General features: G+C 65.9%; 22 protein-coding genes and 2 pseudogenes. 7 read left to right on the top strand and 17 right to left on the bottom strand.

The window, feature by feature from the left end; translation table 11 throughout:
• Positions 1–128: 128 nt before the first annotated feature.
• The 6 genes from ACN675_RS12185 to ACN675_RS12160 all read right to left on the bottom strand — a co-directional run bounded on the left by ACN675_RS12185 (position 129) and on the right by ACN675_RS12160 (position 7,873).
• On the bottom strand, positions 129–1,097 hold the full coding sequence (locus ACN675_RS12185; protein ID WP_420751109.1) for a carbon-nitrogen hydrolase family protein: 969 nt from the start codon (positions 1,095–1,097) through the stop codon (positions 129–131).
• Between the two features lie 75 nt (positions 1,098–1,172).
• Positions 1,173–2,258 (bottom strand): pyrimidine utilization protein A, encoded by a 1,086-nt coding sequence (gene rutA / locus ACN675_RS12180; protein WP_420751108.1) that lies wholly within the window; start codon positions 2,256–2,258, stop codon positions 1,173–1,175.
• A gap of 128 nt (positions 2,259–2,386) precedes the next feature.
• Positions 2,387–3,424, bottom strand: a complete 1,038-nt coding sequence (locus ACN675_RS12175; RefSeq protein WP_420751107.1) for a LacI family DNA-binding transcriptional regulator — start codon at positions 3,422–3,424, stop codon at positions 2,387–2,389.
• A gap of 364 nt (positions 3,425–3,788) precedes the next feature.
• Positions 3,789–4,091 carry an antibiotic biosynthesis monooxygenase family protein gene (locus tag ACN675_RS12170; RefSeq protein ID WP_197257898.1) on the bottom strand — a complete coding sequence of 101 codons (303 nt, stop codon included), beginning with the start codon at positions 4,089–4,091 and terminating at the stop codon, positions 3,789–3,791.
• 21 nt (positions 4,092–4,112) lie between these two features.
• The gene (locus ACN675_RS12165) at positions 4,113–5,294 is read right to left on the bottom strand and encodes a pentapeptide repeat-containing protein (protein WP_420751106.1); all 1,182 of its coding nucleotides are present in this window, start codon (positions 5,292–5,294) and stop codon (positions 4,113–4,115) included.
• Positions 5,295–5,392: 98 nt separating this feature from the next.
• Positions 5,393–7,873, bottom strand: a complete 2,481-nt coding sequence (locus ACN675_RS12160) for a hypothetical protein (protein ID WP_420751105.1) — start codon at positions 7,871–7,873, stop codon at positions 5,393–5,395.
• A gap of 164 nt (positions 7,874–8,037) precedes the next feature.
• Between ACN675_RS12160 and ACN675_RS12155 the strand changes: the two are divergent.
• Together ACN675_RS12155 and ACN675_RS12150 are read left to right on the top strand one after the other, a co-directional pair.
• Positions 8,038–8,312 (top strand): annotated as a pseudogene (locus ACN675_RS12155) (transposase); the annotation flags it as partial.
• A 229-nt stretch (positions 8,313–8,541) separates the two neighbouring features.
• The gene (locus tag ACN675_RS12150) at positions 8,542–9,138 is read left to right on the top strand and encodes a DUF2510 domain-containing protein (protein WP_420751104.1); all 597 of its coding nucleotides are present in this window, start codon (positions 8,542–8,544) and stop codon (positions 9,136–9,138) included.
• Between the two features lie 22 nt (positions 9,139–9,160).
• Here ACN675_RS12150 and ACN675_RS12145 read toward each other — a convergent pair whose 3' ends face one another.
• The 3 genes from ACN675_RS12145 to ACN675_RS12135 form a co-directional block, all read right to left on the bottom strand.
• On the bottom strand, positions 9,161–9,457 hold the full coding sequence (locus ACN675_RS12145) for a hypothetical protein (RefSeq protein ID WP_420751103.1): 297 nt from the start codon (positions 9,455–9,457) through the stop codon (positions 9,161–9,163).
• A gap of 219 nt (positions 9,458–9,676) precedes the next feature.
• Positions 9,677–9,949, bottom strand: a complete 273-nt coding sequence (locus ACN675_RS12140; RefSeq protein ID WP_420751102.1) for a hypothetical protein — start codon at positions 9,947–9,949, stop codon at positions 9,677–9,679.
• Positions 9,950–10,138: 189 nt separating this feature from the next.
• Entirely contained in the window at positions 10,139–11,167 is a 1,029-nt protein-coding gene (locus tag ACN675_RS12135; RefSeq protein ID WP_420751101.1) for an excalibur calcium-binding domain-containing protein, read from the bottom strand.
• A gap of 259 nt (positions 11,168–11,426) precedes the next feature.
• Between ACN675_RS12135 and ACN675_RS12130 the strand changes: the two genes are divergently transcribed.
• Together ACN675_RS12130 and ACN675_RS12125 are read left to right on the top strand one after the other, a co-directional pair.
• Positions 11,427–12,197, top strand: a complete 771-nt coding sequence (locus tag ACN675_RS12130; RefSeq protein ID WP_420751100.1) for a replication protein — start codon at positions 11,427–11,429, stop codon at positions 12,195–12,197.
• A gap of 245 nt (positions 12,198–12,442) precedes the next feature.
• Positions 12,443–13,432 carry a rod shape-determining protein gene (locus tag ACN675_RS12125; RefSeq protein ID WP_138998021.1) on the top strand — a complete coding sequence of 330 codons (990 nt, stop codon included), beginning with the start codon at positions 12,443–12,445 and terminating at the stop codon, positions 13,430–13,432.
• 69 nt (positions 13,433–13,501) lie between these two features.
• Here the strand turns inward: ACN675_RS12125 and ACN675_RS12120 are convergent, their stop codons facing one another.
• From ACN675_RS12120 to ACN675_RS12110, 3 genes are all read right to left on the bottom strand, one after another.
• Positions 13,502–16,333 (bottom strand): FtsW/RodA/SpoVE family cell cycle protein, encoded by a 2,832-nt coding sequence (locus ACN675_RS12120; protein WP_420751099.1) that lies wholly within the window; start codon positions 16,331–16,333, stop codon positions 13,502–13,504.
• On the bottom strand, positions 16,320–17,570 hold the full coding sequence (locus tag ACN675_RS12115) for a hypothetical protein (protein ID WP_420751098.1): 1,251 nt from the start codon (positions 17,568–17,570) through the stop codon (positions 16,320–16,322). Before ACN675_RS12115 ends, ACN675_RS12120 begins: the two co-directional genes overlap by 14 nt.
• Positions 17,571–17,874: 304 nt before the next feature.
• The gene (locus ACN675_RS12110) at positions 17,875–18,618 is read right to left on the bottom strand and encodes a hypothetical protein (RefSeq protein ID WP_420751097.1); all 744 of its coding nucleotides are present in this window, start codon (positions 18,616–18,618) and stop codon (positions 17,875–17,877) included.
• 114 nt (positions 18,619–18,732) lie between these two features.
• Here ACN675_RS12110 and ACN675_RS12105 point away from each other — a divergent pair, with 114 nt between their 5' ends.
• Together ACN675_RS12105 and ACN675_RS12100 are read left to right on the top strand one after the other, a co-directional pair.
• Positions 18,733–20,280, top strand: coding sequence for an HD domain-containing phosphohydrolase (locus ACN675_RS12105; protein ID WP_420751096.1), 1,548 nt, complete (start codon positions 18,733–18,735; stop codon positions 20,278–20,280).
• Between the two features lie 143 nt (positions 20,281–20,423).
• Positions 20,424–21,944 (top strand): aldehyde dehydrogenase family protein, encoded by a 1,521-nt coding sequence (locus ACN675_RS12100; RefSeq protein ID WP_420751095.1) that lies wholly within the window; start codon positions 20,424–20,426, stop codon positions 21,942–21,944.
• An 89-nt stretch (positions 21,945–22,033) separates the two neighbouring features.
• On the opposite strand, the gene ACN675_RS12095 is transcribed toward ACN675_RS12100, so the two are convergent.
• The 4 genes from ACN675_RS12095 to ACN675_RS12080 form a co-directional block, all read right to left on the bottom strand.
• Positions 22,034–22,426 carry an IS1634 family transposase gene (locus tag ACN675_RS12095; RefSeq protein ID WP_420751094.1) on the bottom strand — a complete coding sequence of 131 codons (393 nt, stop codon included), beginning with the start codon at positions 22,424–22,426 and terminating at the stop codon, positions 22,034–22,036.
• A gap of 85 nt (positions 22,427–22,511) precedes the next feature.
• Positions 22,512–23,504, bottom strand: a complete 993-nt coding sequence (locus tag ACN675_RS12090) for a tyrosine-type recombinase/integrase (RefSeq protein WP_420751093.1) — start codon at positions 23,502–23,504, stop codon at positions 22,512–22,514.
• Positions 23,504–24,433 (bottom strand): tyrosine-type recombinase/integrase, encoded by a 930-nt coding sequence (locus ACN675_RS12085; protein ID WP_420751092.1) that lies wholly within the window; start codon positions 24,431–24,433, stop codon positions 23,504–23,506. The genes ACN675_RS12090 and ACN675_RS12085 overlap by 1 nt, the downstream gene beginning before the upstream one ends.
• Positions 24,433–25,356 (bottom strand): tyrosine-type recombinase/integrase, encoded by a 924-nt coding sequence (locus ACN675_RS12080; protein WP_084421966.1) that lies wholly within the window; start codon positions 25,354–25,356, stop codon positions 24,433–24,435. The genes ACN675_RS12085 and ACN675_RS12080 overlap by 1 nt, the downstream gene beginning before the upstream one ends.
• A 171-nt stretch (positions 25,357–25,527) precedes the next feature.
• Between ACN675_RS12080 and ACN675_RS12075 the strand changes: the two are divergent.
• Positions 25,528–25,911 (top strand): annotated as a pseudogene (locus ACN675_RS12075) (IS1634 family transposase); the annotation flags it as partial.
• A 242-nt stretch (positions 25,912–26,153) separates the two neighbouring features.
• Here the strand turns inward: ACN675_RS12075 and ACN675_RS12070 are convergent.
• Complete coding sequence (locus tag ACN675_RS12070; RefSeq protein WP_420751091.1) at positions 26,154–26,744, bottom strand: hypothetical protein; 591 nt, start codon at positions 26,742–26,744, stop codon at positions 26,154–26,156.
• Positions 26,745–26,772: the final 28 nt, after the last annotated feature.

Raw genomic sequence — 26,772 nt, 5'->3', positions numbered from 1 at the left:
CGGCACCGGCGCGAGCGGCGCGAGCCGGGACGCGTCGAGCAGCGGTGCCATATCGGTGCGGGCCTGCGGCAGCAGGTCGTCGACGGTGGTGGCCGCGGTCGCGGTCAGATCGGGATAGTCGGTCGCGGTCATCCGATCACCTCCGTCGGGACAGCCGCGGGACGTGGGAGCGGCGCGGGACGCACGGTGCCGTCGGTGAGATCGGCGAGCAGGCGCAGCACGTCGGGGCGACGGTCGCGGGCCAGTGGGAACGAGGCGCGGCGGGCGGGCACGGCGTCGAGGTCGAGGGTGACGCGCAGGGTCTCGCCGGCGCGGTGGGCCGGGGCCTGGGCGACGATCTCACCGCTCGGGGAGATCACGCACGACAATCCGAAATAGTCGACAGTCACGCCGTTGAGGGTTTCGGGGCCGCCGCGGTTGGCGGCGATGATCCAGGTCTGCGATTCGAGTGCGCGAGTTTGCAGTTCGGCGAGGAACAGGTCTTCGCGGCTGCCGAGGGACGAGACGATCGCGAGCATCACTTCTGCGTCGAGTGCGCGGGCGACCGCCCAGTATTCGGGGAAGGTGCGGTCGTAGCAGATGACGCAGCCGAAGCGGGTGCCGAACGCGTCGACCGTGGCCGGTGCCTGCCCGGGCGAGAAGTGGTACTTCTCGTCGATGTCGACGTCGCCGACCTTGCTCGCGGGCAGCGACAGCTTGCGGTAGGCCGGCACGCCGCCGCCGTCGGGGGTGCGCCACGTGAGCACCTCGCCGGTCGCGTCGATCAGCACGACGGAGTTGTGAGTGACGTCGTGGGCGGTGCGCTCGAACATGCCGAAGGTGATGGCGCAGCCCAGTTCTCGGGCGAGGTCGCCGAACAGGTCGGTGGCGTCGCCCGGGATCGTCTGCGCCCACGGGGTGCGGTCGACGTCGTGGCTTGTGCAGAAGTAGGGGGTGGTGATCAGTTCCGGAAGGACCACCAGGTCGGGGGTGCTGCCGTCGTCTGCGGGTGCCGCCGCGGTGCGGACGAGTGCGGCGAGCCGGGCCAGGTTGCCGAGGAGGTCCTCGGTCAGTTCGCCGGCCTGCACGATGGCGACGTCGAGGGTGCGCGAAGTCAAGGAGGAACCTCCGGGGAGAAATGGGGACGGGTGGGAGCGCGGTCTGCTGCACGCGCTCCCACCCGTCGATCGGGGTCAGGCCGCTTCGGCCGTGACGGCGTTGCGGCTCTTCATGAGCGGCTGGATTCGGGTACCGAAATTCTCGATGCCCTGCACGAAATCGTCGAAGGTGAGCATGATGCCCTTGATGCCGTCGATCTCGGCGACCTCGTCGAGCATCTTCGCGACGGTCTCGTACGACCCGACGAGGGTGCCCATGTTGAAGTTCACCGCGCCCTCGGGCAGCGAGATGGTACGGGCGGTGGACACGTCGTCGGCGGTCGCGTCGGCAGCGGACTGATCGGCCATGTAGCCGAGGGCCTCGAGGTCGGCGTTGTCGTGGTAGTCCTGCCACTTCGCCTGTGCCGCTTCATCGGTCTCGTCGGCGATGATCATGAACAGGGTGAGCGCACCCACGTCGCGGCCCGTGGCGCCGGCCGCGTCGACCAGCGTCTTGACCGAGTCGGAGATCGCGGTGGGGGTGTTGATGCCGCTGCCCATGATGAAGTTGAAGTCGGCCATCTCGGACGCGAACTTCATGCCGCTCTTGGACTGTCCGGCCGCGACGATCGGCACGCCTCCACCGGTGGGGCTCGGCGACAGGACGCACTCGTCCATCGTGTAGTGCTCGCCCTTGAAGTTGCTGACGCCGTCGGCCCACAGCTGCTTCATGACCGTGACGTATTCGGTGGCCTGCGCGTAGCGGTAGCCGAAGTACTCCTCCCCCGGCCACAGACCCATCTGCGTGTATTCGTTGGGGGCCCAACCGGTCACGATGTTGACGCCGAAGCGGCCGGGGGCGATCGAGTCGATGGTCGAGGCCATGCGGGCGACGAGCGCCGGCGGCAGGGTCAGGATCGCGGTCGAGGCGAACAGCTTGATCTTCTCGGTGACGGCCGCGAGACCCGCCATGAGAGTGAAGGATTCGAGGTTGTGGTCCCAGAACTCGGTTTCACCACCGAAGCCCTTGAGCTTGATCATCGACAGCGCGAAGTCGAGTCCGTGCTCCTCGGCCTTCTGCACGACTGCCTTGTTGAGCTCGAACGAGGGCATGTACTGCGGGGCGCTCTTGGAGATGAGCCAGCCGTTGTTGCCGATGGGGATGAATACGCCGATGTCCATGGTCACTCCTGAGGGTGGGAGATTCGAGGAAGCGAACTGGGCCGCGCTGTCCGGCTCGCTGTGACTTCGAATGTATGCAGGAGTTATTGCCGGTCCGGGACCGTCCGGTAACGGACCTGTTGCCCATGTTAACGATCATGAACGGGCTGGGTGGCCGGTGCCACACTCCCCCGCTGGACCCACTCCACCTCGAAGTTCCAGTGCACGGGAGCACCCGCCGCACCGTCGATTCGTGCCAGCAGCAGCTCCGCCGCCGCGACCGCCATGTCGTCGAGCGGCTGGCGCACCGTCGTCAGATCGAAGATCGACCAGCTGGACTGCTGCAGATCGTTGTAGCCGACGATGGAAACATCGTCCGGCACATCGAGATTCAGACGCTTGGCGGCGTCCAGCGTGCCGTAGGCCATGTAGTCGGTGGCGCAGAACACCGCCGTCGGGCGGTCCTCGCCGGCGAGCAGCGCAAGACCACCGTCCAGGCCGGTCGACGCATCCACCGGGCCGCGGTACACCCGCTTCTCGTCGAGCTCGACGCCGCGCGCCGCGAGCCCGTCACGGAAACCCTTCTCGCGCAATCGGATGCTGGGGTTCTGCAGCGGACCGGAGATCAGGCCGATCCGGGTGTGTCCCAGATCCACCAGGTGATCGGCGATGAGCCGGCCACCACCGACGTTGTCCGACGTCACGCGATCGACCCGGCCGGCGTGCCGGTCGTCGACGTCCCGGTTGAGGATCACCAGCGGGATCTTCCAGTCGATCATCTCCGACACCATCGGCGAATCGAGCCGCGACGAGATGAACACGACCCCGTCGACCAGGCCCCCGCGCAGCGCGAGGATGTCCTTCTCGAGCGAGCCTTCGGTGCGGTCGCTCATCAGCAGCACCCGGTAGTCGTGGCGGGCGAAGCAGTCCTGCAGGGTGTTCACCAGCGTCGGGTACGACGGGTTGCGCAGGTCGCCGCTCACGATCCCGATCGTTGACGACTTGCGCGTGATCAGGCTCCGCGCGGTGACGTGCGGGACGTAGCCCATCTCCGCCGCGAGGGCCTGGATGCGCTCCCGCGTCTCCTCGATGACCCGCGGATCGTTCCTGAGCGCACGCGACACCGTCGACTGCGACACCCCTGCGCGGCGTGCGACGTCGTAACTGGTGACCGACTTGCTGCCCATGACGGGATTCTAGGAGCAACCGGCGAGGACGGCCGGGCGAGCGGATTTCGCGACCCGCCGCAATGACCCCTGACGCAGCAGTCCGAACACTGCCGACCCATCGGCGGCGGCGTTCGGAGTTGGAGGCGAATTGCATTCGACGAAGGTGGTCTCACTATTCGAGTCGACGATGCCCACATCAGCAAAGCCAGCAGGAGTGGCCAGCTCACGCAGGTCCAGGGCGCATTCTGACATGCCGGGCACATGCTCCGGTACGTCGGCGATGTCGTTGGACTGAGTATGGATGGCGGGCGATCTGGACCAGCGGGAGGATCTTGCTGCTGCGGGCCTCGTCGATCCAGTCGTTCAAGCGGGGCAGCGGCGGTCACGTCGGCCAGCTGTAGTTCTTCCACTCGGTGGCGATTGTGGTCTCATACGACAGGAAGAACTCGTCCCGCCCACGCTGCTGGGTATGAGCGTGCTCCGGCTGCTCCCGCCATTGAGCGATAGCCTCGCGGGACTCGAACCTCGCCACCGCTAGCTCCGAGCCGTCCTCCCCTGCGAATCCCTCGATGGAAACGAACCCGGGAACCTGAGAGACGAGGTCCAACATTCGTTCGAACGTCCTCTGATATTCCTCCTGGTCGACGTCGGTGCGGGTCTTGATGTGGAACAGGACGATCTCCATGGCTCCTCCAGTCGAGTGTCGTTAGGTGGTGGTATGCCGAGCACCGAGCGGTCCGGAGTGAAGGACAAGACCCATCGGCACGTCACCGTCCACCCGCGGTGTACCAACCGCTGTGCGAAGGTCGATGTGGCCGCCCGTGCTTCGCGTCTTGTCGAAGCTGAGCGTCGCGTTGTGGATATCGGCGCCGCTGAGATCCAACCTGCCGCTCTGAAAGTTCGCACCTGCGAATTGAAGCTTCGCTCGGCCGAGCTGCGCGGACGCCATGGTGACGTCCTGGTTGAAGAATGCGCCGGCGAAGGAGACGGTGCCGGCGAATGTGGCGTGATTGAACGTCACGAACCCGGTGCCGCAGAAGCGCGCGCCCGCGAACGTGGGTCCGGGTGCCGCGATGGTGGCGTGATCGAACGAAACCTCGCCCTGACCGAGTTGCGCGCCGGCGAAGGTGACCGAACATCCCGGATGAAATGTCACGTTCTCGAAACTCAGCGACCCATGCTCGGGGGAAGACATCCTGTCGAATCGCACTGCGCCGCGGACAAAGTGAGTGTCTGTGAACCGAACGTCGGCCCCTTTGTCGAGAATGACGTCATCGAACCACACCTCCGCGCCGTTGAATCGAGAACTGCCGAAGTTGGAAGTGCCCGAAAAGACCGCCTTGCGGAGGTCGAGCCTTCCGGAATCGAACCGGACGTCCCGGAAATCCACGCTGTCGAGGTGTGCGCCCCTCAAGTTGAAGGTGGAATTCGACCAGCTCGTCGCGCTGCCTGCGCGTAGTCGGTCCACGATGGCCTCGAGCGCCGCCCTGCGCGAGTCGGGTGCCGGGGGTACCGCTTTACTATGCGAGTCGGGTACCTCGCTTGTCGCTCCTGGAATCGGTCCGCCCGATCGAATGTGCATACACAGCACGTCGATACAGGCCTGCCGGTTGTTCGGCCAGATGTCAGCTAGCTGAGCTAGCGCATACACACCGGCGGCCCGCACCGTTTCGTTGTTGTCTCCGATCTGCTTGGCCGCGCCCTCGAAGCGGTCGGTCAGGTGTCCCGCCTCCGTCAGGCGATAGGTTTTGTGACCGAACCAGACGGTGAACGACGTACCCACGGCGACGAGCGCAGCCACCAAACCGGTTCGAATATCCGCCATGACCTTGTACTCGTCGTCTTGCTGCTCCGGAGGAAAGGGCGGTGCCATCAGTCCGGGGATCACCCACACCACGATGGCGAGTCCGACGACAGTGACAACTCCTGTAAGGAGGAACCGAAGGAACGCGCTACGCCGAAGCTGGGACCGCCACGCACTCTGAGTCATCGCCGCGCCAATCTGGCTAGTTCTGAAGACAACGATTCACCGTGCAAGCAGTCGTGTCGAAGCCGGAATTCGTCCATGAAAGGCGACTGGAGGCTGCCGAGCTCGAACGATTCCGGCCCGCGGGGAAACAACGCTCGCGCCAGCTGAAAAGGCCGGGGAGACGATGCATCCATCGCGCCGAGAACGGCGTCGCGGTCGATTTCTCCGGGCGGGAACGCACCGGCCATTCGGCTGGCGCAGTCGAGTGCGTCGGCTGGGTGGTCGGCGAGTTCGAGCAGACGGTTCAGCGCGCGCCCCCGGACATCGATGTAGAACTGCATCGTGTAGTCGTCAGGCCGTTCGACACCGTGGAAGAGGTAGGCGTGCCGCACGGCCTGGCCGTACTCGTCCGCAGCGATATCGTGCCGATGCTGCTCCCAGTCCATATCTGCGCGCAAGAGCAGCAGGTTAGCGGCGAGTTCCTCGTCGTCTTCGTCGATGAGTTTGCTACTGCGCCGAAAGTGTTTCTCCACCGTGGTCGGGTCCGGCGCCGTCCTGCCTGCCAGCAGTTGCGCTAGCTCGAACTCGACCCATGCCGCGTTCCAGTCGTCGGGGAGCAGAGGTAGTGCCCGAAGATAGTAGAAGTCGGCCCGCGTGTCGGCGGGGTGGGCGTAGCGGTAGGTGTGCGCCATGAAGATGTCCAATAGCGCCGCCAGACGACGTTTCTTGCCTTTCAGGGTTTCGGCGCGGCGGCCTGTGCCGTGCCGGTGCAGGCCACACAGGTGCTTGACCTGCAATAGTGCCTGTCGGACCGAAACCCAGTCGGCGTTCTCAGGTTTGGCAGACCGCAGCGGGTAGGACTGCAAGATCGTCCTCAGCGCCCCGTGGAGTTGGTCGAGTTCTGGCCAGACGGCTTCATCGGGGAGGATGCCGACGTCCCACAACGCGCGGTTCTGTCCGGTCGCCGGTCCGCGGTGCTGTCCGGCGAGGACACCGAGGTCGGCGACGAGCTGATCGCAGAAGTCGAAGTGAACGTAGTTCCCCCACCACCAGAACGCGTCGAGGAAAACCAGCGAGATGTCCCGGATGACCTGGGAACGGTCTGACGATCGCGATGCCAGACCGCTGTGGACCAGCCACTCACGCTTGTTTCGCTGCCACGCCGGATCCTCATAGACGAAGGACTCGCCGTAGCTGGTGTTCTTCGAGCCGGACACCTTCGCCCGGTAGTAACTCGTCGCCCGACGGTTGAGGTCAGCAAACCGATCCGGGTCCGATGCCCGCATCAGTTCCAGCAAGCCGCTTCTGACCAAGGACGTGACGCGCAGACGGGAGCCGTCCGCCGACAGGTCCTCGACGAAGGGAAAGTCGGCTAGGCAGGTGAGCAGGGCCCGCACCTGGCCGCCCGACACGGTCTTTGGGCCGAGCAGGTGCCGCAGCAAGGGAGCGTCGAACTGCCGTGGCACTGCGGCGACATCGAGCGTGGACGCCATGAGTTCGTCGATATCGTCGCCGACGGCGACGCCTCCGATGCTGATCGACCGGACCAGCAACTGCGCGAGGTGCGCCGCGCGACGGCGGTCACTGCGCATGGCAACAAGCTCATCGAAGACCGGATCGGAAGTGCTCATCTGAAGGTCGCCGCGCCTCGACAGCAACTGGTAGAGGAGCTTGAGGACTGCAGGATGCCCTCCGCTTGCCGCGCAGATCTGCCGAACCATCGCCGATGACGGCTGGTGCCCCGAAACCCCGCACAGCCAGGCCTCGACAGTCGGCTCGTCGAACTGTGAGATGCGGGTGATCCGGGTACGTTCCTGATCGAGGGTAGACAACAACGTATCGGATTCCTGAGCAAATACGACCACGGTGGTGGAGAGACTGAGTACGAGTTCACCGATCCAGAGCCCGATCTCCTGGTCGGCGATATCGTCGGCGTTGTCGAGCAGCAGGAAACATCCGTGATCTTCGGTCATCGCGTTCCAACGCGTCGCAAACTTGTGGGCGATGTCACCGGCGGCATTGCGCCACGCATCAGCCAGCACTATCGGGTCGAGCGGGCGGAATCTCTCGTCGACGAAGTCCTCGATCCGAATGATCCGCGCGTCGTACACCTCGGCATTACGCACACTCAAGTCGAGCTCGCGGATCTCTCGCCGGTCGGCGTCAGTGCCGATCCGCCCGATCAGTGCTTCCAGGAGCCGAACGAACTGTAGGTAGCTGGCCTGAATAGCCCCAACGGACGCTTCGGGTCCTTGGTCGCCGCGGTGTCCGGGATCGAACTCGCTAAGGTCGATCCGCACTGCTGCTCGCGGAGCATTCAACTCGATGTGTTTGAGCATCGCGCTCTTGCCACAGCCGAGGATTCCGCACAGCACCTCGACATGATCAGCCGGCACCTCCGTGTGCAGGATCGTATGAACAAGGTCCGGATGCACTACCACGTACACCGGATGCACTGCCACGTAGGCCGGACGCACTACCACGTACATATCGATCACCCGCCTACCGTCGCGTCGCGGCCCGAGTCGCCGCCATATCGAGCAAACGCCTCGATCAGCTCGATCGTCATGAGTAGTCGACTACTCGATTTCTGCTTCACCGTTCGGCGAATGATCCGCTACTCGTAGCCATGGACTCGACCCGCGTGCCGGTTGTGCAGTCGCGACCGCGCTGGGTGTTCGCCGATCGCGGCTGCGACCTGGACAAGTACCGGAACCTGCTGTCCGCCCGGGGTATCACCCCGAAGATCGCTCGCCGTAGCGCCGCTCACGGTCCGAGCCCAGGAAGGTGCGCTGGGTCGTCGAGCGCACTTTTGCCTGGTTACATCAGTTCAAACGTCCTCGTATTCGTTCCGAAGTACAAGCTGACCTATATTACGGACTGCTCGAGCTCGCTTGCAGCATCATCTGCTTGACGCCGTTGCAGCGATCATTCTGAAACAGTCTGTCAGGGGATCACCGCACTCGCCAGGCAGCTCCGCTCGTCGCGATGACCCTAAGTACTCGCTGTTCGGCTCGTGAATTCTTGCAGGACAGGAACTTCCCGAGGTACGAGGCTGGCACCGAGCCAGCCCCCACCATTCACGAATCACCCCCTACCGGCGCACTGCGCGATACCCTCAGTACAAACTTGAATCATCGACCGTTTCCTTCGGGAGGTGCGAGCCATGAGCGAGCCACACAGTGCCGCCCCGGGATGGTATCCAGATCCCCAAGGCAAGCAGCACTACTGGGATGGAACGCAATGGCTGTCACTTCCTGAACCTCCAGGACCGGAACCTGATCAACGGAAGCGATTGAGCCGCGGCATGATCGGATGCATTGCCGCGTGCTGCGCAATTCTGGCTCTTACGGCAGTTGCAGTACTGAAGGTCAATCACGACACAGACGTCGATGCAAAGGCGGCAGCCGCCGAGACAGCTCGGCAGAGCGCCGAACGTCGGGCGGCGGAAGTTGCCGATCGCGAACGGAAGGAAGAAGCCGAGCGATCGATGAGGCAGGCAAGCGTACATCAGGTCGAGGCCAGCATCATGGAGATGGCGACGGGTCACGCAAACTCGTCGATAATCGACGGTCCAATCCTCTCGGTTTCATGTTCTCCCGTAGCGGGTGGATCCGTCGACGATCTACTAGCTGCCACTACAGTTTTGGAGTGCTTTGCCGCCACACAGGAGAACCCGAACGGAAGCCGAAGCGGATACAAGTATCACGCAACCATGAACTGGGAGACAGGGAGTTACACCTACGGGTTCGGCGCTCCATAGCCGAACCGGCAGGGCCCGGAGTTCACTCTACCGAGAACATCACGCCCAAAGTCATCATCGAAGTATCCGAAATCATGAGGGGCAGTGAGCATCCGTCCGAATCCAGATTCGCCGGACATCCCTTCGAGACAAAATCATCGTGCTGATTGTAGAGAATTTCAAACATTTGGTTCAGGCTGTCGTGATATGAGGGGTCGAGGGATTGCACCGCGGAACGTTCGAAGAACTCCACGTATGCTCTCCGCTCGTACATGCAGGTCACCGGATCCACATCGTCCGCGCACGCCGTCGAGGTCATTTGGTCGAACTGCTCAGCCATCGACGCTGCTTGTCGGGTTGCGCGCGGCGTAGCGCGCTGCGTTGTGATTGGGCTCGGCAATGGAGAACTCGAAGCCGTGGTCGCCCGATTATCTTCCGTCCAATCAGGAGGCGTTGCCTGTTCATCCGATGAACCGCACGCTGCCAGTACGGCAATGACCGCGGACGAGGCAAGAGCGAAAAATGTTCTCCTCATTCACATATGGTGCCATCGTAACCGCTAGGCCGTCCCGGAGTTGGGGTTCGATTCGACCGCTGACGTCGGCTCCGCATAACAAGAGGAACGTTGACCGAAGGGGCGCCTATGGGCTGCCAACCATTCAGCATCGTCCGAGTAGGTGACGATGTCGATTTCCGGACGCTGCGCCTCCTCATACGCGCCTTCGACCTGATTGTCGACGCGGACGAACAGCACGGAATCGACCAGCGCGGTCGCGTCGCTGCGGACGAGCGAGACGACGGCCCGCCTGTCCGGGGTTTGAACGAGCACCACTCCAGGTTCATCTCGTCGACGGAGAGCTCGAGGTAGTCGGTGTAGACCTCCGTGCTCCTCGACGTCAGGGAGGATCAGCGTTGCCGTGATGCCGGTGGGTTGCATGCGGAAACTCCCTCGGTCGATGCCGGGGGCATTACCCGTTTGCACGACACAGCATCAACCCACAGCCTGGTTCGATATGGGCCATCAGCTCCACTCGCAGGCAACACCGTCGCCGTCGGCATCGAGCTTGGACCGATATCCCGCCTCACCTATATACAGAGGTGCTGCGCCGGCCGCGCGGGCGGCAGCACAGTTCTTGTAGTAGGGGCTCGACTGCGGCGCAGGTGCCGGCGTGTACTCAGGGCTGGGCGTGTACACGGGCGGCGGGGTGTACGCGGGCGTGTACACCGGAGGCGGCGGGGGCGGCGTGTAGGTCGGCGCCGTCGTCGAAACACTCGAGGGCTGTCCCCCTGAAAGTGGCTGCGTCAGATCACGTCTCGGCGCACTCGTGGTTGCGGGCACTGCCGAGCGGACTGTCGTCGATACCACCCGGACCGGCTCCATATCGGATCCGGAGTCCGAACCGCTCGTTCCGATGATCAGACTGCCTGCCACCACGGAAAACAAGGCGACGCCCACACCGGCCATCCATCGCTTGGTTCGCCGACCTGCAGAGGTACCGGGCGAGGCGTTGACGGCCGTAACGCTCGGAGGTCTCGAGCCGGCAGAGGCGGCCGCGGGCGTGCGCGGCGACGGGCTCACCGGCTTGGTGAACGACACCCCGGAACTCGCGCCGCTCGACGTCGACGCGAACGGTTTGAGCATCGCACTCGAAATCGTGGGCGCAGCGTTTGTCGTGGACGCTGTTCTTGTCGTAGACACAGCGCCCGGACCGCGAAGCCCGACATGATTCCGCTCCGCCACTCGTCCGGAGGAATCGAATCCGTACAGCTGGATGCCCTTGGCGGTCGCGTAGTCGACGGCCGTCTTGCCGTAGCCGTTGAGCGCGAAGTAGGCCATCGCGTCACGAGATCCGGGCCCGCGATTCTCGTACATCTTCGCCAGCTCGGACCGGCTGACCGGAGTAGCTCGGACCGTCACCTGCGCGACGACCCCGCGCGCCCTGATCTGCATCCGTCCCGATCCGGCCCGAGTGTCGAGGGTGAAGCCCAGCGACTTCAGGTGCCGTTCCGCGATTGCCTTCGCTTCCTTCGGTGTCAACTGCGCGGTCATACCGTCCTTGTTCGTCCTGCCACACGCTCGATGCCCGGAGAAACCGGACAATGTACTACAACGTGTAGTCGTTCGGCGAGCGCCGCGCGTTACACCATCGACCCCGAAGCGAATGCGTGTTCGAAAGAATCCTTGCGCCGCCGGTGAACGCGGTGCCAGAATGGCCCAATCGTCACGCCCGTGGCGTCACAACTGAAGAAGGCCCGCCAGGAGCTGCAACTCCCGACGGGCCGGATGTCCGACTGATAAGGAGTCGAACGTGGGCCAGAATACCCTGGCTGGCGGCGTGCGTCGTGGACCGCGCCTTGCCAGCAACTTCACCATTCTCAGCAATGCCGTCATCAACGACGAGCGCCTCTCTTTCCGCGCGCGTGGCGTGCTCGTCTGGCTGTTGTCGAAGCCGGACGACTGGCACACCCGGTCCGAATCGATCGCCGCGCAGTCTCCGAAGGAAGGCCGCGACGCCGTCCGCTCGGCACTGCGCGAGCTCGCCGACCTCGGCTACCTCGTGCGCGAGAAGATCCAGGACGAACGCGGCCGGTGGAGCACGATCCAGACGGTGTACGAGGAACCCGCGACCGGTCCGACGCCTGGAAAACCGACCCGCGGACGCACCGACGTCGGACAACCCGGCCCTCTAGTCAGTACTGATGAACCAAGGACGAAAACCAACCGCTCGTCACGAGCCCGGAAGGTAACGACCAGACCCGCGGTCGGCCGGCTTGCCTCGGCATGCCGTGCCGCGGGATTGACCGCGACCTTCGCCTATCTCAAGCCCGACGACGCCGCAGTCATCGACCGACTCGTCGAGACACACGGGATCGCACCACTGGTCACGGCCGCGAAGTCCGTTCACCGCGCCCACGATCCGATGAGGTTCGCGCAGGCGTGGATTCCGCTCTGGCAGGCACTCCCGGAACCTTCTGCAACGCAGCCGAAATGCACCGCGTGCGACGAGTACGGGTGGCTGCCCGACGACGAACACGGCCGTGCCGTCAGGTGCAGGTGCCGCGCCGTTACTGCGGCGTGACTTGCGAGCACCGCGGTTGGAGAAAGAATAGTCAAACATCCCAGCGCAGAGGGCACTTTCGTCACTTCGGCTCACAACCGCACCAGCTGTGAGTAGATTTCGCCCCGATATCACCCGATATTCCGTCCAACAACGCGTTGGAAGCTTTTCGTCGGCGGTAATCTGTGGTACGCGACATCATCCCAATGTCGCTGCCGCTGTTAACCATTTGGACGATCTCGCGGGATTTCCGGTCGGAGGCCGACGTGCGTGGATTTGGTATCGATCTCGGAACTGCCAACACTGTCGTCGGGACGCCCGAGGACGGAATAGTCCTGAACGAGCCATCATTGATGATGGTGCGAACGAAGGATCCGCATCGCGCGCTAGCGATCGGCCAGGATGCGAGTGCCCTCGTCGACCGAACTCCGGTCGGTATCACGCCGGTTCGCCCGATACGCAACGGCGTGATCGTGGATCTCGAATCGGCCCGGGCCTACGTCTCCGCCGTCATCAAACGGGCCGCCCCGGCCCGACGGTCCGTAATGCGGCCGACGGGCATCATCGCGATTCCCGCAGGCGCCACCCCGCTCGAGCGTCGGGCACTGCTCGAGGTCGGGCACGAGGCCGGTCTGCGGAAGGTGGCCTTGGTACCGGAACCGGTTGCGGGTGCCCTCGGGTGTGGGATCAACCCGCTCGAACCGCGCACCCATCTCATCGTCGACATCGGCGGCGGCACTTCGGAAGTCACCGCCATCTGCTTCGGTGGCGTCCTGTCGCACCGCAGCTGCCGGATGGCCGGCGAGGACCTGACCCGAGCGATCCACCGGTACCTGCGTGCGAAGCACGAGATCATCGTCGGCGAGCTCACCGCCGAGCGGGCGAAGGTGGGCACGACCGAGACCACCGACGGACAGACGCTCGTGGTGGAGGGCCGCGACGCCGCGACCGGCCGGGCGCGCCTGCTCACCCTCGAAACCGACGAGATCATGGATGCGGTAAAACCTGCCATGACCGGCATCGCGCAGACGCTGGCCGCATGCCTGGACGATCTTCCGCCGCGGGCGATCAGCGACATCATGGCCGAAGGCATTCTGGCGATCGGCGGCGGGTCGATCCTGCGGGGCATGTCGCAGCTGATCGAAGAGTCCTTCGGGCTCCCGGTGAAGACGGCCGAGCGCCCGCTCACCTGCGTCGCCGAGGGCGCGACCGCGTGCATGGACCACCCCGAGGTGGTCGCAGCCTTCAGCTCTTGATCAGTCACGTGTTCCGCTCCAGGAACGGATTCGGTTCCGTTCCTGGAGCGGATTCATGAGTACCGCTTGTCAGCGGGCCGGGGTCGTGCCCCGGATCTCCGCGAGGTAGCGCTCGAGGAGGCCCTTGACCACCGGACCGGATGTCGCAGAACCGAATCCACCGCCGCGCACCAATGCCGTCACCACGATCTCGGGCTGCTCCGCAGGCACCACCGCGGAGAACCAGGCATTGAGGCCCTTGCCGGGCGCCGACGGATCCTCAGCCGTACCGGTCTTGGCAACGGCCGTCACCGGGAGGCTCGCGAGCTGGCCGGCGGTACCGGCCGCGGCGGATGCCCGCATCCCCGCGCGCACGGGACCGAGTTCGTCCGCGAAGGACAGCCGACGAGGCTCCGCAGTGGGGATGGGCACGGCGTCCGCCGGCCCGTAGGCCGCCGCGAGCTGGGGTGTCACCATCGCGCCGGTGGCGATGCCCGACGTCCAGCGCGCCACCTGCAGCGGGGTCGAGGTGACGGTGCCCTGACCGATCCCCATCAGCAGCGTCGATCCCGGATACCAGGTTCCGCCGATGCTGCCGACGTTCTCCGGGGTGCCGAGGAATCCCTCGGACTCGCTCGGCAGGTCGATGCCCGATCGCGTGCCCGCGCCCAGTTCGGTGGCGGTCGTCGCGATGCGCTGGGGGCCGAGGAGGTCGGCGAGTTGGTAGAAGTAGACGTTGTCCGACCACTGGATCGCACCGAGCAGACTGTTCCCGGCCATCGGCTGCCAGTTCGCGAACGTGTGCCCGCCGTAGGTGTAGGCCGCGCCGCCTTGGAGCACGGTGTCCGGCGACAACACGTGGGACGCCGCGTTCGCCGAGGCGACCACGATCTTGAACGTCGAGCCCGGTGGCACCGCCGTCTGGACGGCGTGATTGAGCATCCGGCCCGGTCCGGGTCCTTCGGTCTGCGCCGCGAGCGCGGCCAGATCGGCCGGCGGACCGAAGACGTTGTTGTCGTAGCCCGGGACGCTGGCCAGCGCCAGCACCGCCCCGGTCCGGGCATCCATCACGACCGCCGCGCCGAGGTCGCCGCCGCTGCTGCGCACCGCCTGGGCGAGCGCATCGGTCGCGGCCTGCTGCATCCCGAGATCGAGGTGCAACCGCAGGTCGTGGCCTCGCACCGGATCGACCCGCTCCCCTGTGCCGACCGGGCGACCGCCAGGATTCACGTACACGCACTGCCGGCCGTCGGTGCCGCGGAGCAGGGCGTCGTACTGCTTCTCCAGTCCGGCCTTGCCCACCCGGGATCCGAGCGGGAGGTTCGGCCAGAACTGCATGTCCTCCTGGTCCGCGATCCCGACGTACCCGAGGATCGACGCCAGCACCGGACCCTGCGGGTAGTGCCGGCGTCCGGTCGGGTACACAAGCACCCACGGCAGGTGGGCGTCGACGATCAGCCGAGCCTGCTCGGGCCCGACTCGTGCGAGCACGACCTGCAGCTCCCCGTTGTCGCTCCGGAGTTCCTCCGCGAGCTGCTCCGGGGTGATGCCGAGCAGCGCCGCGAGTTGGTTGCGCACCGCCGGGTCTCCCTCGGCGAACATTCGCGCCACCACCGCGACGGTGTACTCGGCGACGTTGACCGCGACCGGCACGCCGGTGCGGTCGAGGATCTGGCCGCGTTCGGCGGGCAGGCGGATGCAGCGCAGCATCTGCGTGTCGCTCGTCGCGCGCAGTTCCGCGCCCTGATTGGTCTGCAGCTGCCAGGCGAACACCGACATCGCGACGAGCGATGCCGTCAACGTCCCCGCACCCACCGACACGCCTCGCGGCATCCGCCGCTTCCGCGGCTCGGCGGCCCACAGCGGCCGTGTCACACCGTCGCGTCGCACCGCGAGCACCAACCCGATGGACACGAATCCGACGATCGAGGCCGTGCCCCCGTAGCTGAACACGGGAATCGGCATGCCGGTGTGCGGCAGCAGCGACAGACTCTGGGCGACCGAGACCGCGGTGTGAATCCCGAACAGGCCACCGATGCCCGCGGCGACGAGTGCCCCCTCGCGGGTCCGTGCCGTTCGGGCGGCGAGCACCGAGCGCCACACGATGACCACGACGGCCAGCACGACGGCGATGCCGGCGACGAGACCCCACCCGTAGACCAGACTCGCGAAGGCCAGGTCGTGCTCCGATTCCGGCAGGTACTCGGCTCGCAGGTCGTAGTCCGGTTCACGCCCGAGACCCCACCATCCCGCGCTGCCGATCGCGATGTCCGCCTGCCACGCCGCCCAGCCCGACCCCTGCGGGTCGGCATCGCGCGACAGGAACACGTGGATCCGTTCGAGCTGGTACGGGCGAAGGAACAGCACGGCCATGGGTAGCGAGAGCAGCCCGATCGCGAACAACGGGGCCAGCTGGAGCATCGGCACCCTGGCCAGGATCAGCATGAGCATCACGGTGGCCACGAGCACCACGGCGGTCGACAGGTCGGGCTGCAGCGCGACCAGCACGATCGGCACGGACGCAACCAGCAGGACCACGACGAACCTGCCGACCGTGTTTCCACCGGCCAGGATCGTGGCGGGAACCAGAACCAGGGCCAGCTTGGCCATTTCGGACGGCTGCAGAGTGAACAGGCCGAGGTCCAACCAGCGCTGGGCACCCTTGGTCGCGATACCCATCAGCGGCACCGCCACGAGCAGGACGACCGTGACGGTGAACAGCACCCACCCGAACCGGCTCAGGGCAGTAATCCGCATGCGCGACGTCACCCACATCGCACCGAGACCCACGGCGGCGAGAATCGCGTGCCGCACAGCGAGCGACGACATGCCCGTCGAAACCATGTTGAGCATGCCGAGTAGTACCAGTGCGACGGCCGCCGTGACGAGCCAGGGATCCGACTTTCGCCTATCCGCCTGCACCTGGGCTCCCGTCTGCACACGTAGCGTTCTCGGCGGGCACGTACACCGGCTCCGACGCGGCCACGGCCGGGCCGGTGGTGACCGCGGCGACCGCGAGGGCGGAACCCGGCGGCAGGGCGACGTTGCCGATGCCGTATGCCGTCGGTGCACCCGGCGGAACCGGAACCGTGACGTCACCACCCGGCTGGACCACACCCGTGCATCGGTCGTACACGGTCAGATTCCAGATCACCGCACCGAGATTCGCGGCGGGATCGACACCGACATCGACCCGCATGGTGCACGGGCGTCCCGGCTCGCAGGCGCCGTTGGCGAAGTTCGCGGCGACCCGCGTGATCGGTCCGGCTGCGCTCGGAAGAGCGGTGTCGACGGGACCCGGTGCGGTTCCAGGCTCGGCCGCTGGCGGCGGGGCTTCGGGCGGCGGTGGCGGCGGGGAGACCGGACTGATCTCATCCGGCATCGACGAGTCCACCGGGTCGAGGAGCGTGTGCCAACCGCGATTCAGCTCCGACCACGCCTTGGGAGCCGCCCATACCATCGCGCTGAGTAGCGCCAGTGCGACCAGCACGTAAATCGCTCGACGCCGCGACGGTCGTCTCTTCTTGCGATGCCACACCTTGCCCGTGGGTGGACGCCAGGTGTTCGACGCGAGGGAGGACGCCTGGATCGGCCTGATCGGCACGTCCGGCTGCTTCACCACCGGCGCCTCCGGAAGATCGCGTCCCATCACTGTCGAGGCGAGCGCGGCGATCTGACGTCTCGTCCGTTCCACCTCGCTCGGGTCGAATTCGGTTGCGGCAGCAGAACGGACACGCCGCACCAGCTCGTCCTCATCCGGGGATTCGGCGATCGCTTCGTTCAGGCGTTCGGCGAGTTCGGCGCTGCGGCTGTTCGCCGCGATCCGTCGAAGCAGGTCCGCCACCGCATCGCGTATCTCGTCCCAGGATCTCGGAGTCCCGGCGCATTCGAGCGTGAGCTGTCCGCTGTCGGACACTTTCACGGCCCCGCGTCGGAGGCTGGTGGGGTGGCGCTCCGGGCCGTGCGCGAGTTCGAGCTGATCGACCACATCCGTGATGAGCAGTGCCGCCTGCGCGCGCGTCAAGGTCGCAACCGCCAGCAGTCTTCCGAGGGTGACACCGCCTCCACCGGAGTCGGCGTCGATTCGTGCGGCCGGCCCGGAGCGGGCCTCGACCGACTCGTCGTTCCTCGCGTGGTGCCCCAAGACTGCTTCGATCATCGCGCATCCCGAAAACGCAAGGCCGCCCGCAGGTTTCAACCAGACCGGAGCGGGCGGGCGGTGGACCTTCTTTGTGCCTTTCTCGCTTGCCGTACTCTTGCCGAAATCCATTGTGTGTCATTTGACGTGGAGTTGCGTCGGCTTTCGAACTAAACCTTGCGGCCTATCCGGGTAACCGTAGATTTCGGGTCTGCCGACCCGTTCCCACCGAGGTCGAGGCCGTTACCGCAGGGAACGTTAATCGCCACTAGCCGAACGACTCCGGCTACGCCTCGTCGCCGATTCGTGACCTACTCGATGGTATTCAGCGGTCGCTCGGTGACTTCTCCGCTCGAGGACGAGCCGAGAAATGACGCTCGGCATCGAACGGCTCGAACCATGTCTGCACCGTCGCGAACAACCCCCGCTGCGGCAGCCGGAAGTCGCCGAACGCCGCCTGCTCCGGCAGCGGTCCATCGGGACCGAGATCGGACCCGTCGACCACCGCGCGCACGGTGTGCGCGGTCCACAGCTGTCGCGGGTTGGCCCGGAACCACTGACCGTTCGGCATGTGTCCGGCGAGCCGGACCCGGCCGACGCCGAGCACCGGTCCCGCGACGCGCCCCATCACCGCGAGCATCGCGGGACTGTGCCAGAGCGCGTCCGGCACGAACCTGCACGCGACATTCATGACGGTGGTCGCCGGGGACGTCTCCATCCGGAGATCCCACTCGAGCTCTCCCCCGGCCGTGACGTGCAGTCTGTTCGGACCGGTCCACTCGGCGCGGACGTCGGTCTGCTCGGTGCGGCTCAGCGCGTGGCCGAGGAACCGGGGGCAGCTCAGTTCGGGCGGCACATCGCTGTAGACGGTCCAGGCACCGCCGGGGTCGCGGTGCCATACGGACGTGTAGCCGTCGCCGATGGAACTGGCGGGGAATCTGCGCAGCGCGAGGTAGTGGCCGTCGGCGAACGGGGCGCCGACCACCGCGTAGCCGGCGAATCGTTCTCCGGAGACTCGGGGCAGTTCACAGGACAGCTCTGCGGCCGACTGCGGGGTGGTGGTGGTCATGGCGTCCTCCCAGGATTGCGGGTACGTCGATCGTGCGCCGCGCGCACCGCCGGGTCATGGGGCCGATGCCTCATCTTCCGTACCTAGTCTCTTCCCGACGACGACACTGGGAGGATGTCGCCCAGCGGTGAGGGTCCACGGCGAGCCGAACTGGTCGCCGCGCTGTCCCTCGCGATCGACCTCGGTCTCGGTCAGCCGATGGAGCACATGCTCCGGTCGGCGCTGATCGCCACCCGCATCGCGGACCGCATGGGACTGAGCCCCGAGCAGCGGGCCGTCGTGTTCTACGCGAACCTGGTCGCGTGGATCGGGTGCCATGCGGACTCGCACGAGCTGGCCCGCATGTTCGGCGACGACATCGCCTTCCGCGCCGACACCTACTCGGTGGACATGACCGGGCTGCCGTTCCTCCGTCTGCTGCTCGGTCACGCCGGGCGCGGTCTCCCCCAGGCCGAGCGCAGCCTGCGGGTCGCCACCTTCCTGTTCACGGCCCGTCGGCAGATGTCCGAGCTCATCCGGTCCCACTGCGGATCCGCGAGCGTCCTCTCCGATCGCATCGGGCTGGACCCCCAGGTCGGGGCGATGCTGGCCTACACGTTCGAGCGGTGGGACGGCGCGGGGTTGCCGGCCGGTGCGCGGGGCGACGCGATCCCCGTCGAGATGCACATCGTGCATCTGGCCGACGTCGCCGAAGTGCACCTGCGCACGGGTGGGCCGACGCAGGCGGTCGCCGTGGCACAGGCGCGCAGCGGCACCCAGTTCTGCCCACGGGTGGTACGAACGTTCGATGCAGCTGCGGCCGAGATCACCGCGGGCGTGCTCGAGCAGGATGCGTGGTCGGCGGCTCTGGCCCAGGCGCCGGATCGGCACTACTTTCTAAGCGGTCCCGAGTTGGACGAGTTGCTGCGGGCGATGGCCGATTTCGTCGATCTCAAATGTCCCTTCCTGCTGGGTCATTCGAGGCAGGTTGCGGATCTGGCGGCAGCTGCGGGCCGGCACCGAGGACTGTCCGATGCGGACGTCGACCTCCTGTACCGCGCTGGGCTCGTGCACGGTCTGGGGAGGATGGGTGTGCCCAACCAGATCTGGGAGAAGCCCGGTCCGCTCACCACAGCGGAGTGGGAGCGGGTCCGGTTGTATCCCTATCTGACGGGCCGGATCCTCAGTCGTGTGGGCGGATTGGAAGCGGTCGTGGCGCTTGCGAAAACACATCGCGAACGGCTCGACGGCTCCGGCTATCCAAACGGCCTGCGCGGCGCGGAGCTGGGCGTCCCCGCGCGGATACTCGCGGCCGCCGAGACCTATCAGCGACTACGCGAGCCCCGGCCGCACCGGAAAGCACTCACGGCCGGGGATGCGGCAGCTCGGATGCGCCGCGACGCAGCAGCCGGACGGTTCGACACGGAAGCGGTCGAGGCCGTGCTGGCCGCGGCCGGACACCGGACCAAGCGACGAGCGCCCTGGCCGGTCGGGCTGACCGGGCGCGAGGTGGAGGTGCTCAGGCTCGTCGCGCTGGGGCACTCGAACCGGCAGATCGCCGCCGACCTGCACATCACCCACAAGACGGCGCGCAACCACGTCGAGCATCTCTACACCAAACTGGGTGTCCACAACCGCACCCAGGCCGGGCTCGCGGCCATCGACCTGGGGTTGGCGCGTTAGCTGCGCCCATGCGTGGTGGGTGTGCGCTTTGCTGGACTGCCCGCGAGCTGCGGCGATAGGCTTCAACTCGGCGCCACATCGAGAATCCGCTCCCACCGACCACGCCGCCTCGTCCGACGTGATCTCGACGAAGGGCGCTCGCCATGACCCACGATGTCTCCACGCCGTCGTCTTCCGACACCACGACCACCGATCACGGCCGCACGTTCACCAGTCTCGACCCGCGCGACGGGTCCGTTCTCGGCCGATACCCCATCATGGACGCCGCGGACGTCGCCGCCATCGTCGACCGTGCACGCCCTGCCGCACAGTGGTGGGGTGAGCTCGGATTCCGCGGCCGTCGAGAGCTGTTGCTGGATTTCAAGAAAATCATTGCCACAGAGGCTGATTCGCTGGCGTCGGTGATTTCCGCCGAAACCGGGAAGCCGCACGACGCCGCGTACTTCGAGGTCATGCTCACCGTCGAATTCCTCGATTGGGCCGCGCGCAACGCGCAGAAGGTCCTCCGTCCGCGACGGGTCTCCACGGTTGTGCCGTCGATGAATCAGAAGGCGATCGTCGAGTACCTGCCTCTCGGGGTTGTCGGCGTGATCGGGCCGTGGAACTTCCCCGCGTTCACACCGATGGGCTCGATCTCGTTCGCGCTCGCCGCGGGTAATGCGGTGGTGTTCAAGCCCTCCGAGCTCACGCCGGGTGTCGGGACGTGGCTCGAAAAGACATGGAACGCCGTGGTTCCCGACTATCCGGTGCTCCAGGTCGTCACGGGGTTCGGCGAGACCGGTGCGTCACTTGCGCGGTCCGGTGTCGACAAGATCGCGTTCACCGGCTCCGGGGCTACGGCGCGCAAGGTGATGGCGGTCTGCGCCGAGACGCTGACACCGATGGTCGCCGAGTGCGGCGGCAAGGATGCGGTGATCGTCGCCGAGGATGCCGACCTCGACAAAGCCGCCGCAGTCGCGGCGTTCGGGACCGTCCTGAACGGTGGGCAAGCGTGCGTGGGTGTCGAACGAATCTATGTGGCGGCACCCGTGTACCAGCAGTTCGTCGACAAGCTCACCGCCACCCTCTCCCGGGTACGGCCCGGACCGGACGACACCGCAACCTACGGACCGATGACACTGCCGCGCCAGGTCGACATCGTGCGACGGCACATCCTCGACGCCCTCGATCACGGTGCGACCGCGGTGATGGGCGGACTCGATTCCGTCCGAGATCGCTACATCGAACCCGTCGTCCTGAAGGACGTGCCCGACACGTCCGCAGCGGTTCAAGAGGAAACCTTCGGACCGACGGTAGTCGTCGAGCCGGTCCAGGACCTCGACGACGCCGTCGAGCGAGCCAACAACACGCACTACGGGCTGGGTGCGACGGTCTTCAGCCGCAACAAGAAGAAGGGACTGCACGCGGCACGACGAATCCGCAGCGGCGCGGCGTCCGTGAACAGCTTCGGCGGCCCCGGGACCGTCCCGGCCCTACCGTTCGGCGGCATCGGCGAGTCCGGGTTCGGCCGGATCCACGGTGCAGACGGACTGCGTGAGTTCAGCCGGCCGCACTCAGTGACGGTGGAAAGGTTCCGGCCGCCGCTCAACCTGTTGTCGGTTGATCCTTCCGAACGCGACATGAAGATCGCGAAGCGGATGTTCCGGATGCGGCACGCGCGGTGATACTGGATCGCGCGGTGTGAAGCGCGCGATGTGGCACCTGCATCGGAGAGGCGCGGCTCCTCGGGTCAAACCCGAGTTGGCTCATTTCGTTAGTGCGTGAGTTCAGGCCGCGAAATCCGGTCGAGCAGGGTTTGCCTGTCGGCGTCGACCTCGGGTGGGAAGGTGTGTCGGGTCCCGTTGATCGCGATGGTCGCCGACCGTAGCGGTCGCAGCAGTTTGACGACCTTGCCGATCGCGAGGCCGCTGCGGTCCTGCACCACCCGGGAGACGGCCAACGCCGTGAACACCACCGTCAGGTGTGCCTCGATCGCGTCGCGGGTGCGGTGGAAGATCGGCCGTGCCTGCAGATCCGTCTTCGACATCCGAAACGACTGCTCCACATGCCACAACTCGTGATACTTCCCGATGATTTCACCTGGATCCATCATCGTGGCAGGAAGATTGGTGACGTAGCCTTTCTTAGGTCGAACTCGGCCTAACAAAGGTTATGACGATGTCGGGGTTATGCCGACACGGTTCGCATCGTTGCTGGTGGGGGTCTCGGTATCGGTGGATTGTTCGGCATAATCACAAGCCTTGCAGCCAAGCCAGGAGCGAGTCCGGCGGTGTGTAGTCACCTGCGACGGTCTCCGGTGGACGTGTCCGTTCGAGAGCGCGTCGTTTGATGTCCATGTCGGCGTGAAGGTAGATGGCGGTGGTCGCGGTGGACTCGTGGCCGAGCCAGAGCGCGATGACCGCGGTGTCGATGCCGGCGGCAAGGAACCGCATCGCCGCGGTGTGCCGGAGGGTGTGGACGGTGATGCGGGTCTCGGCCAGTTCCGGACAAGCCAGTGCTGCGCGGTGCAGGTGGGTGCGTAGCCGTTGCCCGATCGCGTCGGCGGACAACGGTTCGCCCCGTGGGTTGGGGAACAGTGCGTGCCCGGGTCGGGTGTGCCGTTCGCGCAGATAGGCTTTCAGAAGCATAGCGGTGCCGGCTGTCAGCGGTGTGGTGCGGTGTTTGCGGCCTTTCCCGGTGCAGGCAACATGTGCGGCGGTGCCGAGATGAACACTGTCGACGGTCAAGGAGATCAACTCGCTGACACGCAGCCCGGTGTGGGCGGCGAGGGTGAACATGGCCTGATCCCGTCGCCCGGTCCAGGTCGTGGTGTCGATCGCGTCGAGCAGGGCCTGTGCCTGGGTGGCGGTGAGGTAATTCAGCTTCGGTCGCGGGTGTTTCTTGACGGGGATCGCCTGAACTGCCGCGATGGTGTCGAGGTGCTCGGGCATGGTCGCGCACTCGAAGGTCAGCACCGCCTTGATCGCAGCCAACCGCAGGTTGCGTGTGGCGATGCTGTTGCCGCGATCGTTCTCGAGGTGATCGAGGAACTCGGTGACGCAACGGTGGTCGATGTGTGCCAGTTCGAGTGCGTGGGGCGGGATCTGCGTGCGTTCGGCGACGAAGGTCAGTAGCAGTGCCCAGCAGTCGCGGTAGGTTCGGATCGTGGCCGGGCTCAATGCCCGCTGGGTGAGCGCGTAGCTGGTGAAGTACCGCTGCAGGATCGGGGCGAGACGGTGGTTCATCACCACTCCTGGCCGTGGTCGAGGCGCCCGGCGGCGATCGCCGCGACTTCCGGTGCGGCCTGCAGATACCAGTAGGTGTCGACCGGGTTGGAATGCCCGAGCCAGAAGGACAATACGGTCAGCGTGTGTGCGGGATCGCGTCCTGTCCGGTAGGCCTCGATCATCGTCCGAGTGGCGAAACTGTGGCGCAGATCGTGCAGGCGGGGACGGGCACCGGCCCGGCGGACCAGTCCGACACGACGCACCATCTGATGGAAACCGCCGCAGACCTCGGAGTAGGACACCGCGGTGCCTCTGCCGGTGACGAACAGCGGCCGATCGGCGCCGGTTCCCAGAACCCGACGTGGTGAATCGCCCAGGTAGACGCGGAGCGCCTCGGTGGTGCTGGTATCGAGGCAGACGATGCGTTCGCGACCGAGCTTCGCGTGCCGGATCATCAGGGTGTTCTGCTCGGTGTCGAGGTCGCCGACATTCAGGTGCAGCGTCTCACCGATGCGCATTCCGGTGACGAAGAGCAACCCGACGAGGGTGCGCATGGTGGCAGCACGCAAGGGCGTGAACACCACGTCGGCGGCGTCCATGAGGTCGACGATCTGCGAGGTCGAATACAGATACGGGGTGGCTCGACGAGACGAGGTCGGTGCCTGCCGACTGGCCGGCACGACGACGGGTAGGCCGGATCCGGCGAGATAGAGCGCGAAACCCCGCACGATCGACAAGCGGGCCGAGACCCAGGACGGCGCCGCCCGATCAGGGGCGTTCGCCCAGGTCAGCACATCGGAGTTGCTGAACAGCAGACTGTCGTCGCGACTGTGAGGCAGCGAGGCAACGAACTGCGGGAGCAATCGCTGTATCTTGCGGCTCGGTTGGAATCCTCGTGCGATGCGGAAGGCGAGGTACTCGTCGATGAGGGCAGCCCAGTCGGGCATCACTGCCCCCTGACCGGCCACGGGCGGGCGAGGGGACGCATCGACGTCAGATCGAACGACGAGTACGCCATGGTGACCTGCCGGGTGGCGTGCCCGAGCAGCTCACCAACCTCCTCGAACGTGCCGCCACCGGCCAGCACGGCACGAGCAGCACTGTGTCGCAACCGATGTGCGTAGATCGTTCCCAGTCCTGCTGCCCGGGCGTTGCGGGCGACCGCAGCAGTGACCGCGCCGCGGGTCATCGGCACCGGCGTGCCGTAGTTCGTGAGGAACACTTCACGGAGAGGTGTCGAAGTGGGACGCCGATGAAGGTAGTCCACCAGAGCAGAACCGACATCACCGGGGATGGGCAGCTCGAGGACGTTGCCGCCTTTGACCCGCACTCTCAGGTGCGCGTGTGCCCAGTCGATATCGTCGAGGCGTAGTCCGCCGGCTTCGCCGGCACGTAACCCGAGACGGGACATCAGGATCAGCAGCGCGTAGTCGCGGGCTCCGCCCAGCGTCCGCCGATCCGGCGTCGCCAACAAACGTGCCAGTTCGTCCGGGTGCAGCGCCTTCGGGATCTTGCCGGACCGATGGGTGATGACCGTGCCGACCGCGCCGGTCAGATCCGCGCTCATCTGTCCGGACATCCACGCGAACCGCAGGAAGCAGCGCAGCACAGTGGCTTTGAGTTTGCACGATTGTGGGGCGTATCGCCCGCTCAGATCTGTGACATAGGACCGGACCTGCGGACCTGACACTGCGTCGAGGTCGACCGTGCCCGACGGCGTCGTGACGGTGTCGAGGAATGCTCGAGCGTGCCGGATGTAGCACTGACGGGTCATCGCGGATGCATTCTTGCCCGTAATCAGGTATCGGTCGAAGTCCTCGATCGCGTTGTCGATCGTGATCCAGCGGGAGTGGTCATTGGTAGTGGACATAGCTGGGTTTCCTTCCCTTCGTCACCAGGGAAGACCAGCATCACGCCTGACTCGGCAGTCGGTGATTATGCCGAACAATCCACCGGCGACGACGCCGCCACCAGCAACGATGCGAACCGTGTCGGCATAACCCCGACATCGTTATAACCTTTCTTAGGTCGAACTCGGCCTAACAAAGGCTACGTGACGAACCTGCCTGTCTCGCTGATGAATCCGCAGGAGGTGATGGCGAAGTATCACGATCTGTGGCATGTCGAGCAGTCGTTTCGGATGTCGAAGACCGACCTGCGGGCCCGCCCGATCTTCAGCCACACCCGCGATTCCATCGAGGCGCACCTGACCATCGTGTTCGCCGCATTGGCGATCTCACGCTACCTGCAGGACGCGACCGGGATGTCGATCCGGAAGATCGTGCGGACCCTGCGTCCCCTGCAGGAAGTCACCATCACGATCGCCGGCCACGAGCACACCGCCTTCGATCCGCTCACCGACGACGCCGTGCACATCCTCGACTCCCTCGGCATCGCGAATCCCCGGTCAGGGTTGGCACACTAACCTGGTGCAACTCGGGTGCGACGAACATTCCTCGGTCGCGGACACCTCGGTGTTGTTCGGCGAGAGCAGAAACCGAACCGTGCCGAGCGCGCAACTCTGCAGAGCGCATCTGCCGGTTCGACCGACGGTTCACCTGAGCGATGAGCGTCCGACTGTCGCCGAATCCCCTTGCCGAATAGACAGAAACGTCGGTCCTGGACCTCGGCGGTTGTCCGCTCAGCGCGCTGCTCCGGACGGAAGCGTCACCGGGGCTGTTCGGGCAGTGCTTCTCCCCCGATCCCACTGATCTCGGTGATCGCCCACTCGTCGTCGCTGTCGAGGGTCAGGCGGTACGTCGCAGTGGACTGGATGCCCTCGGGTGCCTGGGCGTTGGTGGTGTGGACGCTGACGAAGCAGTCGACGGTGTAGGTGCCGTCGGGGCCGGCTTCGGCCTTGGCGGTGATGGGTTCGGCCGTGGACGACCACTGGAGGGGCACGATGATCTGGTCCATCGACGTGGCGGCCCTGGTGAGGCGGTCGGTGAGTTCGGGGGTCGTGCCGGCGACGAGGCGACCCTTCCAGGCGCCGAGGTCGCGGAAGTCCATCTCTGCGGCGCCGATGGCGTAGTCGAGGGCGACCTGCTCGGCCTGCTCGCGACCGGCGGCGTCCGCGAGGAGCGCGTCGCGTTCGCTGCGGGCGTCGAGCCACTGCCAGGTGGTCAGGCCGAGGGCGGCGACGAGCACCACCCCGGCGGCTCCGACCGCGGCGCGGGGCGGGGTCCACCGCTTGCGGTCGGCGGTGATTTCGACCAGATCGGTGCGGTCGGTGGCGTTGGGCAGGGTGGTGACGTTCATCGTTTTCCTCGTCTGTCGTGGCTGGCCG

Origin of the sequence: Rhodococcus sp. O3, assembly GCF_048897285.1 — a bacterium.
Lineage (GTDB): Bacteria > Actinomycetota > Actinomycetes > Mycobacteriales > Mycobacteriaceae > Rhodococcus.
This window is presented reverse-complemented; position numbering and strand designations above follow the sequence as displayed.